This is a genomic window from Paenibacillus sp. SER-28 (genome assembly GCF_052906305.1).
Map to the genome: position 1 here is coordinate 155,786 of NZ_JBRECM010000002.1, position 21,681 is coordinate 177,466.

The window sequence follows — 21,681 nt, forward strand, 5'->3', positions numbered from 1 at the left end:
GCTGGGAGGCAATAGAAGATGAAGGACTTTTTTCAATATATTCTAGGCGAGGTAAAAAGCGGACGGATACAGAAAGAGGACGCCATTGTAAAAATACGCCAATTTCAAGCTCAAATGGCTTCGCATGAGACCCCGCAAAGCGGAATAAGGACTTCGGGGTCCTTGGCGGATAAGGGAGTCCTTATGCTTGAGCCTTTCTGGAAAGAGCAAGTTGCTCTCCAGAAAGTGGCACGCCCTGAATTTAGCCAGCATCTGGTGGTACTTTGCGAACTGGATCATTTCGCAGAGCGCAGCATTGAATCGCTCATGAAAGGAACCCGTTGCATCAAGCTGCATGCCAGCCAAAGCAGCATGGATGAACGCTTTCAGGCGTATGCCACCCAGCTGCTCACGGAAGTGCAAATGGTTCTCAAAGAGGAATCCAAGGGTAGCGTACTAATACAGATTGCAGTTTCCGCACACAGCGCGCAGCAACCTTTCGCAGGACTATTGGGATTACTGCAGACAGCTGAGAAAGAAAACCCGAAAATCGTAGGGCAGTTCGTAGAATTGGAATCTGTAGGTCTGGAAGAGGTGATTGAGAAATTAAAAGAGAACAGTCAATATCCAAAGGATAAAAGGATACGGTATGAGGATGGTCAACGTCTGGTTCTCGGCTGGAACGAGATGAAACCCACCGAGACAACGGGGAGAGTGCCCTGGAAGGATCGGGGGACTTATTTGATTACAGGCGGTGCAGGAGGTTTAGGACTTATTTTTGCGGAGGATATCGCCCAGCGAGTCAGGGAAGCCACGCTAGTTCTTGTAGGCCGGTCAAATCCGGACGAAGGCAAACAGGCCATATTGGAGAAGTTGAGGGCGCTGGGGGCCCGCGTTGAGTACAGACAGGTAGATGTAGCACGGAAGGAAGAGGTCTCCAAATTGATCCTTGAGATCAGGGAAGAGTATGGAGGCCTTGATGGTATTCTTCATAGTGCTGGAGTAATACAGGATCGTTTTATCATGAATAAATCACAGGAAGAGTTCGCGGGAGTAATGGCACCAAAGGTTGCCGGACTGGTGAACTTAGATCAGGCGACCAAGGAGCTACATCTTGATTTCTTTATTCTCTTCTCCTCAATAGCTGGGATTATGGGCAACCCCGGTCAAGCCGACTATTCTGCCGCAAATGCCTTTATGGATGCCTATGCCGCGTATCGAAACAGCCTTGTATCCTCAAAAGAGCGCAGAGGGCAGACGCTATCTGTCAATTGGCCTCTCTGGAAGGACGGAGGGATGCATGTGGACGATGACACGGAGAGGGCTTGGCAAAGTATTGGCATGGTAGCTATGCAAGCTTCAAACGGTATCCGGGCTTTATATAACGGTCTGGCCGCTGGTCTAAATCAGTTATTGGTCATAGAAGGTGAGCAATCCAGATTGCAAAAGTATTTCTTGGAGTCCCAACCGCAGGAGAAAGAATATGTTGAAGAGTCAGCTTCTTCAGAGGTGAATCTTGAACTGCTTCTGGAAAAAACCTTACATCAGTTAAAACTGTTGTTTGGAGAAGTTACCAAGCTGAGCATTGACAAGATTGATGTCAGCGAGCCTTTGGAGAGCTATGGCATAGACTCCATCATGATTACAAGGCTTAATCAAAAGCTGCAGGGGATTTTTGGGGAAATATCAATGACCTTGTTTTATGAATATCAGACGTTGGAAGCAGTGGCCGAATATTTTATTGCTGATTATCACAAGGAATGCGTACGGTGGACAGGAATCGGAAGCCCGATAAAGACGGAAGAGAAATCCGTCTCCATTTCCGCAACCTTGCATGCTGCCAGCGAGTTTTCTTTGTCACCCCTGCCAAAGGAAGAAAACAATCGTATCTGCAACACGGCTAATAACAGAGACCGTGTGAAACACGAGCAAATAGCGATTATTGGTATAAGCGGACGATATCCGCAGGCCAAAAATATGGAAGAGTACTGGAGTAATCTGGAACAGGGCAAAGACTGTATAACAGAAATTCCTGCGGAACGCTGGAAGAGGGAAGGTTTCTACTGTTCCGACATCAAAGAAGCGGTTGAGAAGGGCAAAAGCTATAGTAAATATGGAGGATTCGTGGAGGATTTTGCAGATTTTGATCCTCTCTTCTTTAATATATCTCCCCGGGAAGCAATGAGTATGGATCCTCAGGAGCGAATATTCCTGGAAGAATGCTGGAAGGTTTTCGAGGATGCAGGATATAGCAGAGAACAGCTCGCCGAACAGTATAATGGCCGGATTGGCGTCTTTGCAGGAATTACCGGAACGGGGTTCAATCTATATGGACCAAAGCTGTGGGAACAAGGACAACCCGTCTTTCCGCGAACCTCCTTCAGCTCGGTAGCCAACAGAATATCCTATTTCTTGAACTTAAAGGGGCCTAGTATCCCGGTTGATACCATGTGCTCTTCCTCATTAACTGCAATCCACGAGGCCTGTGAGCATATCTTTAACGGTGAATGCGAAATGGCTGTTGCTGGAGGAGTCAACTTATATCTTCATCCTTCAAGCTATATCTTTCTCAGTACGATGAGAATGCTATCGCCTGAGGGACGGTGTAAAAGCTTTGGGGAAGGCGGGAATGGATTTGTCCCTGGCGAAGGTGCAGGGGTCGTGCTGCTCAAACCTTTATCACGAGCCATTGCAGACAAAGACCATATCTATGCGGTTATTCGGGGAACCCGTATCAACCATGGAGGAAAAACAAACGGGTATACCGTGCCTAACCCGGTAGCACAGGGTGAACTGATTAGAGAGGCTTTTGATAAAGCAAGCGTAAATGCCCGGGCAGTCAGTTATATTGAGGCCCACGGTACTGGAACGGAGCTCGGCGATCCTATTGAGATCACCGGGCTTACCCAGGCATTTAAGAAAGATACGCAGGACACGGGGTTTTGCGCTATTGGCTCGGTAAAATCAAACATAGGCCATTTAGAGGCGGCCGCAGGGATCGCAGGCATCGCTAAAATCATCTTGCAAATGAAAAACCGGAAAATTGCCCCTAGCCTGCATTCCCAAAAACTGAACCCTAATATAAACTTTTCCAAAACGCCATTTGTAGTCCAACAGGGGCTTTCTGAATGGGAGCGTCCGATAGTGGAGGAGGACGGCGAGCAACGGGAATACCCGAGAATCGCCGGGATATCTTCCTTTGGAGCCGGTGGGGCTAATGCCCATATCGTCCTTGAGGAATACCTCCCTGCGGAACAGGATGACTTTCAAAATGCCTTTACTCCTCCAAGACCAGTCGTCGTAGTTCTGTCGGCAAAAAGTGATGGAGCATTGAAGGAGCAGGTAAGCCAATTGGTTGCTGCAATGGATCGGAATGAGTTTTCCGATCACGATCTGGTGAATGTGGCTTATACCTTGCAGACAGGACGCGAAGCGATGGAAGAGCGCCTCGCTGTGGTCGTTGAGTCAGTGGAGGAACTTAGAAGCAAGTTGCGGGGCTTTATTGGAGGAAGACAGAGTATTGCACAGCTTTACCGGGGACAGGCCAAGCGAGACAAGGAGAGCTTGAACATGGCCTCAGAGGAGAAAACGCTCGATGAAACGGTTGATTTACAGATTCTAGCGGAAAAGTACGGCAGAATCTCAGACTTGTGGGTCAAGGGTGTCCATATGGACTGGAGCAGACTTTACGGTAATGTCCAGCCCCGCCGTATCCCTTTACCCACCTATCCTTTTGCCAGAGAACGCTATTGGATACATTTAGATGAAGAAAAGCCTGTCGTCAATGCGGTTGCACATCTACATCCATTACTGCATCAAAACACCTCCGTACTTTCTGAGCAAAGATTTAGTTCAACCTTTAGCGGCCAGGAGTTTTATCTGAAAAACTCCGTAATTGACGGAAAGCTTGTCCTGTCAGAAGCGGCATGCCTTGAAATGGTGCGGGCAGCGGTTGAGCAGTCGTTAACAGTACAGGAGAAGGGGCAGGCAAACATCATTATTAAAGATATTGTATGGACACATGCTCCCGCTATAGGAGATCAGCCGTTAGAAATACATATAGGGCTCTTTCCGGGAGATCAAGGAGCGATTGGCTTTAAAATCTACAGCAGATTAACAGAAGCCGGAGACCCTGTCTTACACAGCCAGGGTAATGCCGCACTGGAGATGTTGAATGAAGCGGAAACGTGGGATATACAAGCTTTGCAGATGGAATGCTTTCAGCATGTTTCGCCTGGGATAGACGACGAAGCAGTGTGGGACATGGGAGCCGACGACAGTCTGGGACATCAGACCAATGAACAAGTGCATATAGGACAGGGGTTAGTGCTGGCCAAGCTATCGTTGCCTTCCGGTATTAGGAATACTGAGAGCTTATTTGTTTTGCATCCCTTTATAATAAACGCTGCTTTGCAAATGCCGCCGGCATACTTATTTTCGAATGATGAAAATATCATGCGGCCTTCAGGCATTGATCCTCTACAGAAAATACGGCCGACTGCCATTGAGGGACTCGAAATATTTCGGGAATGTCCCTGTGAAATGTGGGCGTTGATCCGGTATAGCAGAGGAAGCGGGGCTGGTCATAATACGCAGAAGTATGACATTGATTTGTGTGATGAGGCAGGCCAAGTCTGCGTGCGTATAAAAGGATGCTCCTACAAGGTAGTGGGCGCATGTGAGAAAACACCTGGTGCAATGATGCTCCAACCCTTCTGGAAAGAACAGGCGGTTGTTGCGGAGGACACGATGGTTCCCATTTACGAACGACATGTAGTAATGCTTTGCGAAATAGATACCATTGCTGCAGGAGATATCGAGTTCTCCTTGGCAGGAATGGAATGTATCACTCTGCAATCCGGTATGGAAGAGATCGATCGCCGCTTCGAAATGTATGCTGTCCAGGTTTTTGAAAAAATAAAAAGTATCCTGAATGATAAACCCAAAGGCAAGGTGCTGGTGCAGATTGTAACGATGCCTCAACATGAAAAGCTGCTCTTCGCTGGGCTGTGCGGCATACTCAAAACTGCGCAAAAGGAAAATCCAAAGATCCATGGTCAGTTAATTGAAGTTGAGGGTACAGAAAAAATGGAAGGGCTCATCGAAATACTAAAGACAAGCAGCCGACATCCTGCGGATAGCCGCATCCGGTTTGCAGAAGGCAAACGTTGGGTTCCTGTCTGGAGTAAAGCAGAAATGCCGTCAGAGACACCGGATATTCCATGGAAAGACCGCGGGGTTTATTTGATTACTGGAGGAGCAAAGGGTTTAGGTCTTATTTTTGCTAAAGAGATTGCGCGTCAGGCCAAGGAAGCGACTTTGATTCTTAGTGGACGTTCCCTACTGGACCAGGACAAGCAGACCTCATTGGAGGAATTGAAGGCATTGGGCGCCCGGGTGGAATACAGACAGGTGGATGTCACGCGGAAGGAAGCTGTGGTTGGCTTAATTGAAGATATCAAACAGACATACGGCGGAATCAACGGCATCCTGCACAGTGCTGGAATAATCCAGGATAACTACATTATTAAAAAGACTAGCCTGGAATTCAGGGCAGTGCTGGCGCCCAAGGTTGCGGGACTGGTAAATCTGGACCAAGCCAGTAAGGACATTGCTCTTGACTTCTTTATCCTTTTTTCGTCAGGTTCGGGAGTGGGTGGTAATGCAGGTCAGTCTGACTATGCTGCCGCGAATGCTTTTATGGACGCATATGCCTGGTACCGCAATACCTTGGTATCCTCCATGGAGCGTACAGGCAAAACGCTGTCCATCAATTGGCCGTTATGGAAAGATGGCGGAATGCGGCCTGACCAGGAGACGGAGAAGGCCATGCAGAAGGTGGGTATGTATGCGATGAGGACAGAGACAGGAATGAGCGCCCTGTACCAAAGCATAGCCTGTATTTCGGATCAGGTCATGGTGATCGAAGGAGACGTAGAGCTAATCAGCAACATGATGATCATGGAGGGACAGCTTGAAGAAAGCGGCAAAGCATCCCGGGATCAGGCGCTCGGATCAGAAGCTGAAGCATACATCGTTTCCTCCACAGCAAACAAGACAGAGTCCGGCCGTGAAGGAGACCTGTTGCGTGAAAAGACGGTCCATTACTTGAAGACCCTGCTTTCATCGTCCATCGGCCTGCCCGTATATCGAATTGAAGAGGATACACCTTTTGAAAATTATGGGGTTGATTCTATAAAGTCTATGGAGTTGACCGACCAGCTGGAGAAAACATTCGATCAGGTATCTAGGACTCTATTTTTTGAATATCCGGATATCCGGAGTTTAACGGAATATTTTGTGGAAGCCTATCGAGACCCATTGATTGCTTTGTTTGGTATAGATCAGGTAGCGGTGGCAGGCGCGAAAGCTGACACAACTTTTGCAGCAAACGAGGAAGTGTCCGGCAGAGCAGAGGACCTGCTGCGTGAAAAGACGGTTCATTACTTGAAGACCCTGCTTTCATCGTCCATCGAACTGCCAATATATCGAATCGAAGAGAATACACCTTTTGAGAATTATGGGGTTGACTCTATAAAGTCTATGGAGTTGACCGACCAGCTGGAAAAAACATTCGATCAGGTGTCGAGGACTCTATTTTTTGAATATCCAGATATTTGGAGTTTGACGGAATATTTTATGGAAGCCTATCGAGACCAATTGATCGCTTTGTTTGGCATAGATCAGGCAGCAGCTACGGGTGCAAAAGCCGACACAACTTCTATAACAAATAAGGCAGTGTCCAGCCTGGAAGAAGAGCTACTACGTGAAAAAATGACAAGTTACCTAAAGCGCCTGTTCTCTTCGTCCACTGGACTGCCGGAACATCGCATTGAAGAGGACAAAAATCTGGAAAACTATGGTGTTGACTCCATAAAGTCAATGGAATTAACCGATGAGCTGGAAAAAAACTTCGGACCGCTATCGAGGACCTTACTTTTTGAATATCCGAATATCCAGAGTTTAATAGAATATTTCCTGGAATCGCATCGAGGCGAATTGATTGAATGGTTTGGTATGGAGCAGGTTAAAGCCCCTTCTCCGATATTCCTTCATCCCCAATTTTCGGCAACTGAGGTAGAGCCTCCAGAGGAGAAGAAACAAGAAACAGGAGCGATGGACATTGCTGTCATCGGGATGTCCGGGAAATATCCAGGTGCGGAAAATATTCAGGAGTTCTGGAGCAATCTCCAAGAAAGCAAGGACTGCATTACCGAAGTTCCAAAAGATCGTTGGGAGCATGATCTTTATTTTGAGAAGGAGAGAAACAAGCCGGGAAAAACCTACTGCAAGTGGGGCGGTTTCATGGAACGAATAAGCCTGTCAGAGCCAGCATTCTTTCATCTCACCCCCTATGAGATCAGTTTAATGGACCCGATGGAGCAACTCTTCCTGGAGATAATATGGAATTTGCTTGAAAGTGCAGGATATACGCGAGAGGCATTACAGAAGAAACACCAGAACAAGGTTGGCGTCTATGTGGGCGCTACGTATCACAAATACTGTTCCTGTGATACCGAACCGGACTCTGCTCAACGGGTAACATCATTTGGGTCTGTTGCAGTCGCAAACCCCATGTCGCATTATTTCAATTTCCAGGGACCGAGCATATCCATTGATACGATGAGCTCTTCCTCAGCTGTAGCTGTCCATATGGCATGTGAAAGCCTGATCAGGGGAGAGTGTCAAATAGCGGTAGCTGGCGGGGGGAATCTATTGACCAGTCCCAAAAAATATATTGAATCCAGTCAAAATCAGTTGATTGGAAGTCATGAAGATAGCAGAAGCTTTGCAGATGGGGATGGGTACCTTCCAGCGGAAGGAGTTGGAGCGGTACTCTTAAAACCGCTTCATAAGGCTGTACAGGATGGAGATTGCATTTTAGCGGTTATTAAATCCACGGCAACCAATCATGGGGGACATAGCAATGGATATACAATCCCTAACCCCAATGCGCAGGCGCAACTAGTCGAAGAAAACTTTTTGAAAGCCGGTATAGACCCCCGGACGATCAGTTATGTAGAGGCAGCCGCAAATGGGTCTACATTGGGAGACCCTATTGAACTCGCTGCTTTGAATAAAGCATTCCAGAAATTCACAACCGAGCAACAATTTTGTGCCATTGGCTCAGTCAAATCCAATATTGGGCATGCAGAAGCGGCTTCGGGGATATCACAGCTAACCAAGGTCATATTGCAATTATGGCATCGAAAACTGGTTCCTACCATTAAGGCCGAGAAGCTTAACCCTAATATTAATTTCAGTAATACTCCATTTTATTTGCAGCGGGAAGTTCAGGAATGGGAGCGGCCTGTAATTGAGATGCAGGGAGAAAAACGGGAATTCCCGTTGCGGGCAACCGTAAGCTCCTTTGGTGCGGGAGGCTCTAATGTGCATTTCATTCTGGAAGAATATATCCCTTCAGAAAAAGACAACATTCATTTACGAGTGGCAGATCAGCCCGAAGTGGTGATTCTCTCGGACATAAACCGGGAGAGACTGATGGCGCTTGCCAATCAATTACTGGGATATCTGGAGCAGCAGAGCGATGATGCCTTACAAGATATTGCCTTTACACTTCAGACAGGTCGCGAAGCGATGACATGCCGGGCGGCAATCGTAGCGAGTACGCGGCAGGATCTACTCACGGGTCTTAGGGAACTTCTCGAAATAGCTGATAGCGGCAACGGACCCGAAGGGGCATCTATTCCTTTATTTATAGGAGAAAGCGTAGAAGACTCAAACACGAGTGCGCTTCTCTCAGGGAAAATAGGAGAGACCGTTTCTCAATTGCTGCTAGAGGAGAAAAACATGGAAAATATAGCGATGTATTGGACCCAGGGGGGCAGGATTTCATGGGAGGCACTCCATGAGGATAAAGATGTCTGCAGGATTCCCCTACCGATAACCCAGTTTTAAACATAAACAGGGAACCGATCACTATCAGATGGAAATTACAAATTATTCTGGAGGTAAATCATGAGGGAATTTAAAGATAAGATAGCCGTAGTTACAGGAGCTGCCAGTGGGATTGGCCGCGCTATTGCGGACCGATGTGTAAATGAGGGCATGAAGGTCGTCCTCGCGGACATTGAGGAGGAGGCCCTTCTAAGGGCCGAAAAACAATTGAAAGACATGGGCGCAGAAACGTTATCCGTAGTGACGGATATTTCCAAAGAAGCTGATATACGTGCATTAGCGCAAAAAACGGTTCAGACATTTGGAGCTGTGCATCTTTTGTTCAACAATGCAGGGGTGGACGCCGGCACGGGCTGCTTATTGTGGGAAAATACGGTGGCAGATTGGCAGTGGGTAATAAACGTAAACATATGGGGGATTCTCTTTGCAACTGAAGTTTTTGTTCCTATTATGCTGAAACAGAAAACCGCATGTCATATTGTGAATACAGCATCCATCGCTGGACTATTGTCCGGCCCCGGTAATGGAATATATAGCGCGTCAAAACATGCCGTTTTAAGCTTGTCTGAAACGCTACACCAAGAACTCAGATTGATAGGTTCCAATGTAGGAGTTTCGGTTGTCTGCCCTGGGTTCGTACGTACCCAAATTATGGATGCGGAACGGAACCGACCGACGGAGCTGAGTAAGCAGACTGGACTAGGAAATCTTCCCCCGGAAAGACAAGTCATTAATCAATTGGCCCGCAAGGCAGTCCAGAATGGAATACTTCCAGAGGATGTAGCAAATCAGATGTTTGAGGGAATCAAAAAAGGGCAGCTATATATCATAACAGAGCCGAAATTCAAACCTGCAATAAGACAACATATGGAGAATGTTCTTAACGAAAGCAATCCTACACCTTCCCAAATGCAATTAGTTCGCAATTTACTGTGAAATATTTATTTTAAATGGTTTTATTAGGATTTTATCAATGAGTATGTTGTGGGAGGTTAGAATGGACAGATCTGTGATTTTTATGTTTTCAGGCCAAGGCTCACAATACTACGGCATGGGAAGAGAATTATATAGGTTAAATTCAGTTTTTCGGAAATGGATGACCAAGCTGGATGAGATTCATACGGATATTACAGGCAGGTCCGTATTAAAAATGCTGTACGACGACAACCGTGGGAGGGGGGACGTGTTTGATAGCCTGTTATATACTCACCCTGCAATTTTCATGGTGGAGTATGCCCTCACACAGGTATTACTGGAAAAGGGGATTTATCCTGATTATGTTTTGGGTTCCAGCCTCGGTGAGTTTGCATCTGTTGCTGTGGCTGGCTGTATGAGTTATGAAGATACTCTTCAATGCCTTGTCAAGCAAGCACAAATGGTAGAAAACTACTGTCCAAAGGGTGGCATGCTGGCCGTAATTGGCGACCTCAGTCTGTATGACCAAATATCCGTATTGAATGCCAACTCAGAGTTAGCATCAATCAATTATGACTCGCATTTTGTCATTTCGGGCAGCTGTGAGGAACTGGAAAAAATTGAACGATACTTGGTAGCTAATGAGATTATATGTCAAAGACTGCCGGTCCAGTTTGCTTTTCACTCTTCCTTAATGGACCCTATAGCCTTGGAATATACAGCGTTTTTAAAGCTTAAAACTCTAAGGAATCCGACCATAAATATGGTCTCATCTATGTACGGAGGCAAGGCGACATCCCTTGACAACCGTTTTCTTTGGGATGTTGCTAGAAAACCTATCCGTTTTCGGAACGCTTTAAAATGTCTGGGAGACGGGGACGGGGTTATCTATATTGACCTTGGCCCCTCAGGCACTCTTGCTAATTTTGTGAAGTACAATTTTGGTAGCAAGAAAATGGCAAGTATTTGTTCTATTCTTTCACCTTTTCAAAACGATATGAAAAATTTGGATCGTCTATTTGAAATATTCGACTAATATGCATTCACTAGCAAAAAGGAGGACACAAATGATCGCATATCTGTTCCCTGGACAAGGGGCTCAAGCCAAAGGCATGGGAGTAGAACTATTTGACGAATTTCAGGAATTGGTTGCAAAAGCGGATGCTATTCTTGGTTATTCTATTAAAAAACTGTGTCTTGAAGATCCTGCCAATCAACTAGGACAAACGGATTTTACCCAACCGGCGCTATTTGTCGTAAACGCTTTGAGTTATCTTAATACATTAAAAGAGACTGGAAGAAAACCCGATTATGTTGCAGGACATAGCCTGGGTGAATACAATGCCTTATTTGCCGCAGAGGCATTTGACTTTGAAACGGGCTTGAAGCTGGTTAAAAAAAGAGGAGAGCTGATGGTCAAGGCTACCGGTGGTGGTATGGCTGCGGTCATAGGCTTGAAGGAGGAAGTATTTAGAGAAGTTATCGAGAAAAATAATTTAAGGGAGATTGATGTTGCTAATTTTAATTCGCCAAGCCAGATTGTCATCTCAGGACCGAAGGGCATGATTGAACGGGCGCAGCCAATTTTTGAGGATGCAGGAGCCACAAACTATGTAATTTTAAATGTAAGCGGAGCATTTCACTCTAGGTATTTGGAAGATGCCAGACAGAGATTTGAGGCCTATGCGTCACAGTTCGAATTCTCAAAATTAAAAATACCAGTCATTTCAAATATCTATGCCAGACCCTACAGGCAGCAAGATGTAAGAAATACGCTGATCAACCAGATCGTAAGTCCGGTCAAATGGTCGGAAAGTATAAGATATCTAATGGGTAAAAATGTAACCCAATTCATCCAGGTTGGACCTGGAAAAGTCATAACAGGGTTAGTTAATGCAATACAACGAGAAGCAGAACCGCTGATTGTGAGGGAGGATGAAGAACATAGCGAGCAGGTACAGGAAGTAAAGTCGAGGAATAGTATATCCGGCCAACGATTTACAGCGGAGTCTCTTGGCCATAGCGAATTCAAACAATATTATGGACTTAAATACGCGTATCTTATGGGTTCGATGTATAAGGGAATATCTTCAAAAGAGATGGTCGTTAAGGCAGGTAAGGCAGGAATGATGGGATTCTTTGGGGCAGGGGGAGTCAAAATTGGGGCCCTTGAAGAAGCTATAAAGTATATTCAGAAAGAATTGAACCAAGGCGAAGCCTATGGAATGAATCTTATTCATGTTCCTGATCACCTGGAAATAGAAAATAACATCGTTGATTTATACATAAAATACGGTGTTAGAACTATTGAAGCCTCTGCGTATATGAGTATAACGCCTTCTTTGGTAAGGTACAGATTGAAAGGTTTGAAACGAGATGAAAAGGGGATCGTAACAGCGCAGAACAGGATTATAGCGAAAGTATCAAGACCCGAGGTTGTGGACGCATTCTTGAGTCCTGCGCCTCAGAATATCGTAAATAAACTGCTAGAGGAAAATAGGATAAGCCGGGATGAGGCCCGGATGGCGATGGAAATTCCTATGGTAGACGATCTGTGCGTCGAGGCTGATTCAGGCGGGCATACGGATCATGCGGTTGCATATGTACTGGTTCCGTTGATGCTTAAAATGAGGGATGAAGCGTTACTTAAGTATAAATACAATAAAAGTATAAGGGTAGGGGCAGCCGGGGGGATAGGGACTCCACAAGCAGCTGCGGCAGCGTTTATACTGGGTGCGGATTTTATCATGACAGGATCAATCAACCAATGTACGGTTGAAGCAGGGACAAGTGATGATGTAAAAGATTTGCTCCAGCAGTTAAATATACAGGATACAGACTACGCTCCCGCAGGGGATATGTTTGAAATAGGAGCGAAAATTCAGGTTATGAAAAAAGGAGTTTTTTTCCCGGCCAGGGCGAATAAATTATATGATCTTTACCGTAATTATAACTCCATAGATGAAATTGATAGCGGAACCAAAAAATATATTGAAGAAAAGTATTTTAAGAAGAGTATTGAACAAGTATATGAAGATATTAAAGCTTATTACCCGGCTGAGATCATTGAAAAAGCTGAAAGGATTCCTAAACGTAAGATGGCGTTGATATTTAGATGGTACTTTACTTATTCTACACGACTTGCAATGAATGGAGACAAACACAGTAAGGTTGATTATCAAGTACACTGCGGACCAGCCCTTGGCGCTTTTAACCAATGGGTCAAGGGAACAGTCTTTGAGAATTGGAAGAACAGGCATGTTGATGAAATAGGACAAAAAATAATGGTTGAAACTGCGGAATACCTGAATGAAAGGTATAAAGCTTTAACGATAATGTGAGTATAAGTATGGAGAAAAATAGAAATTACTAAGATAATAGGGGATAAAAGAAAGTGAGGTTTTTCATGCATAGTTATAGGACTCATAACTGTGGAGAACTGGATCAAAAACATGTCGGCGAAGTAGTGAGAATCGCAGGATGGATAAAAAATATGCGTGACCATGGCGGGGTTATTTTTATTGACCTTAGGGACCATTATGGAGTAACGCAGGTTGTTGTTTCTGATAATAACGAATTGAAAGATTTTGTATCAAAGATCAGCAGGGAGTCAACCATTTCTGTTACAGGTACTGTATGTAACAGATCTGAAAATACGATTAGTCCCACTATGAAAACCGGGCATATTGAGTTAGCTGCCAATGAGATAAAAGTTTTAGGGAAGGTAGTGAATCCATTACCTTTTGAAGTAACTTTAGCAAATGAAGCTCGGGAGGATTTAAGATTAAAGTATCGTTTCTTGGATCTGCGGAATGAAAAACTACACAATAATATTATACTTCGTTCTAAAGTAATTCAAAGTATCAGAAGAAAGATGATCGATTTGAATTTTTTAGAGATTCAGACACCTATCCTGACAAGTTCATCTCCAGAAGGCGCCAGAGACTATTTAGTTCCTAGTAGAGTGCATCCAGGTCAATTTTATGCCTTGCCTCAAGCACCTCAACAATTTAAACAATTATTAATGGTTTCGGGCTTTGATAAATATTTTCAAATTGCTCCTTGCTTTAGAGATGAGGATGCAAGGGCAGACAGATCACCAGGCGAGTTTTATCAGCTGGATTTGGAAATGGCTTTCGCAACACAGGAAGATGTCTTTAATGTAGTTGAAAATATGCTATATGAAGTTTTCTCCGAATTTACAAATTTTAAAATCTCAAAGCCTTTTAGCAGGATTCCATATCAAGAAGCCATGCTCAAATACGGGAGCGATAAACCTGATTTAAGAAATCCATTAATTATCCATGATGTTACAGAGCTGTTTACAGAGACTGATTTTAAAGTATTTAAAAATAAAACGATAAGAATTATTGCTGTTCCTGGTTGTGGAGCACAGCCAAGAAGCTTTTATGACGATATAGTAAACTTTGCTGTTGAGGCTGGAGCGAAAGGCCTATCATGGATTAAGTTCAATGATGATATGTCTCTTAGTGGCTCTATTGCAAAATTCATCTCTGAAGAGGTGAAAACCCAATTAATACATGTTACGCAAGCTAGTTCAGGATATGCACTGTTTTTTGCTGCTGACCAACTTAAAAATGTAGAAAAAATAGCCGGTGCTGTCAGAAATCAATTAGGAAAAAGACTGGATTTGCTGGAAAAGGATATATATAAATTTTGCTGGATAGTTGATTTTCCTATGTTTGAATTGGATCCTGATACTCATAAAATTGGATTTAGCCATAATCCTTTTTCGATGCCACAAGGTGGTATGGATGCGCTGCTGAATATGAATCCTCTTGATATCCTTGCGTACCAATATGATATTGTATGTAATGGGATTGAACTGTCCTCGGGTGCTGTCCGGAATCATGATACGGAGATTATGGTAAAAGCCTTTGAGATTGCAGGTTATACATATGGAGACATCAAGAGTAAATTTCCTGCACTCTTTAATGCTTTTCAATTTGGGCCGCCGCCTCATGCAGGTATAGCACCTGGAATTGATAGGATTGTTATGATCATTGCAAATGAATCGAATATCCGCGAGGTTATTGCTTTTCCAATGAATAGCAAAGCGCAGGATATATTAATGGGAGCACCTTCGGAGGTTACTGAGAAACAATTGAGAGATGTTCATATAAAATTGGTAAATACTCAGCCAGAAACAGAATAAACAGATTCAACAACATACTGAAAGCAAAGGCTCAATCCGGCACGTATTTAAATCTCATTGAGTGTGTTAAAAACTCTCCCTGCTAGATGCAGAGGAGAGTTTTTTTTATTTAGCTCAGATTAGGGTTGTTCACGATGACAATCTTTATCGGTACACTGGAAGGTATGCAGGCTTATCGAGTGGAGCTATACCAAAAAGTAGAAATTATAGGAATACAGGAAAATCGAAATAGCTAGAAACGAAAGAATCAGCGTCGCGGTGTATGCCTTTCTTAACAATGTAGTTTGGGTAACACTGCATCTTCTTACAGCAAGATAGGCGGCCGATACAAAGGCAAGCCCCAGTACCCAGAAAAAGATAATATTCAAATTGAAATTGGACATAGGCTGATAGGGGTCGCCTATCAATTGGATGCTTGAAGCAATGAGATTGACGATCACAAGCAGACCCAGCAAGGGGATTACGGTTACACTGTCAGGGAAGGGAAGCCGCGAAGTACTCTTCTGTTTTCTTGTGTCCTTGAGCTTCCGCAGCCATCCAATAATACCGAGAATAGACCCAAGCGCAAACCAAATACCACATCCCCCGACCAGAATATAACTGAAAATGGATGTTTGCAGGAAGGATATCGGCAATTGGTCATCAATCACTCCATATGACAACTGCGTCACTTTACCATCGGCATTGGTTAAGAAAAAAAGACGGCTGATATTTAGGCCCGCGTGATCATAAGGAGTGCTCCCTGGAGTCACGCGTTCAAAAAAATAGGGTTTGGTTTCTACATAATCAACATTAATATTCATGGATGGAATACTCAGAGTGATTCCGCCATGGCCGTTGGCTGTGACCACTTCTTCCGCATTGGATAATACGGGTATAAGCTTCAATATACCAGATGATACTGCGCGAGCAGAACGGTATTTTCCCGCCACATCCCCGCTATGCTTCAACGTGCTGTCCGCTTGCGGAGTAGCGTCGGAACCCCCGACAAACAGGTCAATGAGTTCGCTTCTCGCCCCGGACATTTCATTTTCCACATTAGTCAGAATACTGATCCCAAAGTTTTGATCCGGCACGATAGAGACCAGAGAGGAGAATGAATCTGTATTTCCACCGTGCTCGATAACACGATAATCTCCCGCGAACCGTTCCCAAAAGCCATGGGCATTCCCCGGAAGCTCGGGATAGTGGGTATACGAAGCCTCATGCATTTCTCGCAAGGTTTCATTCTTGTTGAACAGCGAATATTTTAAGGAATGGTCCATGTTCAGATGAGCAAGTATAAAATGAGCCATGTCCTCCGAAGTAATGTTTAACGCACCAGCCGGCACATCATTAAAGAAAACATTCGGCTTTGGCACCCAGTTTCCATCCTTCTTGGAGTAGCCTGTTGCTTTATGTTCGATAACTTCCGGGATAAGATCATATCGTTGTGTAAAGTAAGAATGTTTCATGTCTAGGGGCTCAAATATATGTTTCTGAATATAGGTTTCAAAAGGCATTCCGGATACACGTTCTATAATATAACCGGCCAAGTTGGTCCCATAGTTGGAATAAGCAATCACTGTTCCAGGCTCATAAATCTGTTGAGGCTGATTTCCGGGTGCGATATGCTCCTTGAGAGGCCTAAGATCAGCAGCGTCATGAACCAGAAGTTTTTCCAGGCGCTCCTCAAAACCTGCCGTGTGGCTCATCAGTGATTTCAGGGTAATAGGCTTATCAAAAGAAGGCTTAAGAAAGCCGTCAGGCAAGTATGTGCGGATGTCCGTATTCAAATCCAGCTTTCCTTGCTCAACCAGTTGCATTACTGCCGTCCAGGTGAACAATTTCGATACGGAACCGGCCTCCATATAGGTTGTTTCCGTACTCATGGGTGTTTGTTTCTCGATGTTTGCGTATCCGTAACCTTTTGAAAAAACAATTTTTCCGTCCTTTACTATGGAAACCGCAGCACCAGGAATCGCCGTTCCTATATATTTTTTCATAATTTGATCTGTTCTGTTTTCGATTTCGGAAATCGGAATTCCAGAGGGAGTGGTTGGAACGGACCCAGAAGCATATGCCTGAACCGGGATAAATGCCATCAATGCCAACAGGAACAAAGAGGCAAATCGTTTTTTCAATTTCATATCAAGTCTCCTTTTTGCTGCGCTTGGATCTTTAAGAGCAGTCTGTTTTTTGGAACATTTTTAGTGTAGCAGTCAAGTCTTTCTTATTTCTCTCCTGTTCCTTACTTTTTTCTTTCTCAAATGAAGCTTCAACTCTCAAATGATTTATCGAAAAAAAGGTATATTTACGTTGGTACAGCTTTATATGTATGTTGACAACCTATAAAATAAAGACAAGAAGAATCCTCATAGTTGAAAAAAATAGGAGATGACAATAAATGAAAGCCTGTGAACCTCTGACTATTTCATCTGAAAGCGGATACAATCTTCAAACCGATGAAAGTGTGCCCATTGCCCACGCTTGGAACATGATTGCGCGAGATCATAAGCAAGTGTTTGGCCGCGAGCCATTGCAAACAGAAGTAGAGCCCTCGATTATTATCCGTTATGCGCAGGAAGGAGATAGCTGTCCGCATTGGCCAGAGGGCTATTGTCTGCGTTTTGTTGCTGGTAGCAAGGGAACGGTACTCCATATTATTGGCCGTGATGAATTGGGAATTATTTATGGACTGCTTCATTACAGCCGTTTCGCTCTGGGTGTGGAGCTGTTCTGGTTCTGGGCGGAGCTCCTCCCGCCTAAGCGGGATACCATAGTAATGCCGAGTCAGAATGTTGACAGTATACCGTCCAAGGTCCGGTATCGGGGATGGTTTGTCAATGATGAGGTATGCTTGATTGGCTGGAAGGATGATTATCCACCGACGGAGCAGGTGTGGCAGCCCGTTTTTGAAGCGTTACTGCGGTGCGGTGGAAATATGGTGATTCCGGGAACCGATTTACCACGCACAGGTATCCATCATAAGCTTGCAGCAGACATGGGCTTATGGATCACACATCATCATGCTGAACCGTTGGGGGCGGAGATGTTTTTGCGCGCCTTTCCGGGTAAACAAGCTAGCTACAGAGAGCATCCCGAGTTGTTTGAACAGCTGTGGCAGGAAGCGATTGAACGGCAAAAGGAAGAGAAGATTGTATGGGTATTATCTTTTCGCGGGCAGGGTGACAAGCCTTTTTGGGAAGATGATCCTTCCTTTAATACGCCGGACAAACGTGGACAATTAATCTCGTATGTGGTTCGCAAGCAGTACAATATGATCTGTGAATTTGTGGAGCATCCTGTGTGCTGTATGGCGATGTATGGTGAGATTGCCGAGTTATACAAGCAGGGGCATATTGAAGTACCCGAAGGGGTGATCAAAATATGGGCGGACAATGGTTACGGTAAAATGGTATCTCGGCGCCATGGGAATCTTAATTATCGTATACCAGCATTGCCTGAGGCGCAGGATGGGGGCGAGAATGGAGTATATTACCATGTGACCTTCCACGACTTGCAAGCGTCGAACCATCTTACCCAATTTCCCTCCTCAGCCAGCTTGATTGTAGAGGAATTAACAGCAGCGTTTACTTCAGGGGCGGACGAGTACCTGCTGGTCAATTCAGGTAATATTTTGCCACATGTATATACGCTGGATTTAGTAGCAAATTTATGGACGAAGGGTGAAGTGGATGCTGAAGAGCAGCTTACTGATTTTATCGGACGGCTGTACAGTAGTCAGCTTCAAGAGATTTCCCAATTATACCGGGATTATTCCCGTTGTACGATCGTTTATGGCCCGCATAAGGATGATCGGGCAGGGGAGGAATTCTATCACCATCCGGCTCGGCAAATTATGGGGTATTGGCTACAAGGCAAAGAAGGCAGTGATGAACGGCTGTACTGGGCTACTGGAAAAAGGCCTTTTCCTGAACAGGTGCGCTGGTTCAAGGAAAAAGCCGAGTCGGCAATCCCGGACTGGGTTGAACTGCGAGAGCGGTGTCTACAAATCATGAAGCAGTTGTCTGAAGATGAATGTCGCAGGCTGTATAATCAACTGCTTGTGCAGATTGAACTACATCTAAGTGGCTCACGTGGACTGGCAAGCTTATGTAGCGCTTATGGGCTGTTCCTTGAAAAAGATTATCCACGAGCATTTATACAAGCTTCTCATGCCGTTTGGAGCTACAGAATGGGTAAAGAAGCGCTTTCGCTCGCAGGAACTGGAAGATGGGAGCATTTCTACCGGGCAGATTGGTTAACCAATCTAGATAACACTATTTCTCATGCGGACACTGTGCGGAGATTTCTTCGTCTTCAGGGAGACAGTCCGGATATGTTCCTGTGGTCCAAACAATATTTAATGCCAGAAACAGAGAAATATATCTACCTAGAGAATACGCATCGCAAGCCCCTTCCCGATGATGAGTTGGCACGCAGTCTGGAGAAGGTATTATATTAAAAAGGAAGGCATGTAGCATAAGAAGCAACAGCGTCTGCCTGCAACTTTTCCAGCTTATACTACGTCAATGAAGTTGTTAATGGCCAAACGGCTTAATTCAACTACAAGGTGGAACTTAACATGAGTATGAGAAAGAGTGCATTTGCAGCCATTACAACTGTAGCCATTTTGTCCTTCTCCGTTGGTGGTCAAATGTCTGCGGCAGACCGTCAATTTAAGGATTTGGATAACGTAAGTGGTAAAGAAAAAATTATATCCCTTAAAGATCAGGGTCTACTCAAAGGTGCCTCTGACACGCAGTTTCTCCCGTCATCTAAAGTCACCGCTGCCCAAGGCATTCAGTTGATCTCCGGCGGATTCCAGCTCAGTTTGGCCGCCATTGATTTGAACAAGGAGCCACAGGTCAGTAGACTGTTTACCCATGTTAAGGATAATGCATGGTACGCCGAAGCTTTTATCAACGCTCATTATAATGGTGTGGTTATTCCAAAGGATATTGATCCTGCCAAAGCTCTGACTAAGGAAGAGTTCACCCACATGCTGATTCAGGGCATGGAGAAAGCAGGCGCTCTTCCGATGATTAAAATCGCACCTGCGAATATTGCGGATGACAGCGAACGGGAGCCTTCTTACCAAGGTAGCATTCAACGCTCGCTAGTCTACAAGGTCAATACCTTGGATGCAAATGAAAAGTTTCATCCAAAAAGCGAGATTACACGTGCCGAAGCTGCTGTTATGTTATATAATGCATTGGTATACCTGAATGCTCATACAAAATCGTAATAAATACAGCAATAAAGAGCTTTTCTTCTGAGGGAATTAAGCTTTCAGTTACTTGACATCATTATCGTTAATGTTATAATAAGGAAATCGAATTTAGACCTGCGGTAGCTGATTACCGTAAGGATATTTTCCTGGTCCTTCGGCATATAACACAGGTAACGAATAAATAAGCTGGCTCCGGATGAGGAGTTCAGCTTATTTTTTTGGATCAAAAAGCTTACCGTTTTCACAGATCTACAAATTGAGAGGAGACAGGGGTATGTTTGGAAATGACTGGGATGATGTACTACGAGAAGAGGTCGAAAAGCCATACTTTAATGAATTAAGGTATACGTTAGCCCGAGAGTACAAGTTACATAAGGTATATCCTCCAAAAGAAGACTTGTTTTCCGCACTTAAATTAACGCCATTTCATCTGACCAAAGCGGTTATATTGGGACAGGATCCATATCATGGAGAGGGACAAGCTCACGGTTTGAGCTTTTCTGTTAGACCTGGTGTGCGAACACCGCCATCTCTACTAAATATATATAAGGAGCTTCGCGATGATATCGGTACTCCCATTCCGAATCAGGGATACCTCGTTCCTTGGGCTGAGCAAGGTGTGCTGCTGCTAAACAACGTGTTAACCGTGCGTGAAGGACAACCGCAATCTCACCAGGGAATAGGTTGGGAACGTTTCACGGATGCTGTCATTGAAGCGATTAATGAGCGCGAGCAGCCAGCAGTGTTTATTTTGTGGGGGAGCCATGCTCAGAAAAAAGCAAGCTTCGTGAATACCAGCAAGCATTTGGTGCTGAAATCCGTTCATCCGAGTCCATTGGCGGCTCACAGAGGCTTTTTTGGCAGCAAGCCTTTTTCGCGTACCAATGCATTTTTGCAGGAGCATGGAATGGAGCCGATTCGGTGGGAGATTCCTAACCGCTAGCACTGGAGGTGAGGACATGCGTCAATGGAAGGGACGTCAGGTCATTTTATATCACGGCAACAACGATCATACCCAGAAGGTGCGCGGCACGCTTGAAAAATGGGATGATATACGAAAGTGCGTTATTTTAGGCCCGAAAATGCTGGCTATTCCTTTTGAAAATATTACATATATTACCATGCTACCTCCGGGGCGTGAGCGTAGAAGCCGCCATCCGGCGAAGCTCAACGCTATCGGTTATGTAATGAGTGTTCCGTTACAGTTTGATAATGCCATTCATTTTCAGTCGGCGGTGACGATTTGGAGAGAAGATCAGCTGATTGCTTATAACGTAAAGCTGGTTAGTCACTCGGCACACAATGTAATCCTTGAAGATGGACAAACCTTATCTAAAGAAGAGCATTTGTTTGTGGTAAGGTCACTGCGTGGAGAACTTTAACTGTAATTATTCACCTTTTTTTGATGAAGGGTTCAATTTAGTAAGCTGCTAACCGATAAAAGTAATGGGATTGTTAATTCTATCCTATTTTATAG

10 protein-coding genes are annotated in these 21,681 nt (G+C 44.6%); 9 read left to right on the forward strand and 1 reads right to left on the reverse strand.

Annotation, left to right across the window (positions count from 1 at the left end):
• Positions 1-18 precede the first annotated feature (18 nt).
• From ACUYLD_RS06140 to aspS, 5 genes are all read left to right on the forward strand, one after another.
• Complete coding sequence (locus ACUYLD_RS06140; RefSeq protein WP_446674620.1) at positions 19-8,898, forward strand: SDR family NAD(P)-dependent oxidoreductase; 8,880 nt, start codon at positions 19-21, stop codon at positions 8,896-8,898.
• Positions 8,899-8,958: 60 nt separating this feature from the next.
• A complete protein-coding gene (locus tag ACUYLD_RS06145; RefSeq protein ID WP_061828465.1) occupies positions 8,959-9,834 on the forward strand; it encodes an SDR family NAD(P)-dependent oxidoreductase in 876 nt (291 codons plus the stop codon).
• 61 nt (positions 9,835-9,895) lie between these two features.
• The gene (locus ACUYLD_RS06150) at positions 9,896-10,849 is read left to right on the forward strand and encodes an acyltransferase domain-containing protein (RefSeq protein WP_446674621.1); all 954 of its coding nucleotides are present in this window, start codon (positions 9,896-9,898) and stop codon (positions 10,847-10,849) included.
• A gap of 31 nt (positions 10,850-10,880) precedes the next feature.
• Positions 10,881-13,154, forward strand: a complete 2,274-nt coding sequence (gene fabD, locus ACUYLD_RS06155) for an ACP S-malonyltransferase (RefSeq protein ID WP_446674622.1) — start codon at positions 10,881-10,883, stop codon at positions 13,152-13,154.
• A gap of 65 nt (positions 13,155-13,219) precedes the next feature.
• Complete coding sequence (aspS, locus tag ACUYLD_RS06160; RefSeq protein WP_446674921.1) at positions 13,220-14,989, forward strand: aspartate--tRNA ligase; 1,770 nt, start codon at positions 13,220-13,222, stop codon at positions 14,987-14,989.
• 185 nt (positions 14,990-15,174) lie between these two features.
• On the opposite strand, the gene ACUYLD_RS06165 is transcribed toward aspS, so the two are convergent.
• A complete protein-coding gene (locus tag ACUYLD_RS06165) occupies positions 15,175-17,118 on the reverse strand; it encodes a serine hydrolase domain-containing protein (protein ID WP_446674623.1) in 1,944 nt (647 codons plus the stop codon).
• Positions 17,119-17,375: 257 nt separating this feature from the next.
• Here ACUYLD_RS06165 and ACUYLD_RS06170 point away from each other — a divergent pair, with 257 nt between their 5' ends.
• The 4 genes from ACUYLD_RS06170 (at position 17,376) to ACUYLD_RS06185 (ending at position 21,586) form a co-directional block, all read left to right on the forward strand.
• On the forward strand, positions 17,376-19,436 hold the full coding sequence (locus tag ACUYLD_RS06170; RefSeq protein ID WP_446674624.1) for a glycosyl hydrolase 115 family protein: 2,061 nt from the start codon (positions 17,376-17,378) through the stop codon (positions 19,434-19,436).
• Between the two features lie 120 nt (positions 19,437-19,556).
• Entirely contained in the window at positions 19,557-20,219 is a 663-nt protein-coding gene (locus ACUYLD_RS06175; protein WP_446674625.1) for an S-layer homology domain-containing protein, read from the forward strand.
• A 259-nt stretch (positions 20,220-20,478) separates the two neighbouring features.
• On the forward strand, positions 20,479-21,147 hold the full coding sequence (locus tag ACUYLD_RS06180; RefSeq protein WP_013310967.1) for a uracil-DNA glycosylase: 669 nt from the start codon (positions 20,479-20,481) through the stop codon (positions 21,145-21,147).
• A gap of 16 nt (positions 21,148-21,163) precedes the next feature.
• Positions 21,164-21,586 (forward strand): hypothetical protein, encoded by a 423-nt coding sequence (locus ACUYLD_RS06185; protein ID WP_061828460.1) that lies wholly within the window; start codon positions 21,164-21,166, stop codon positions 21,584-21,586.
• Positions 21,587-21,681: the final 95 nt, after the last annotated feature.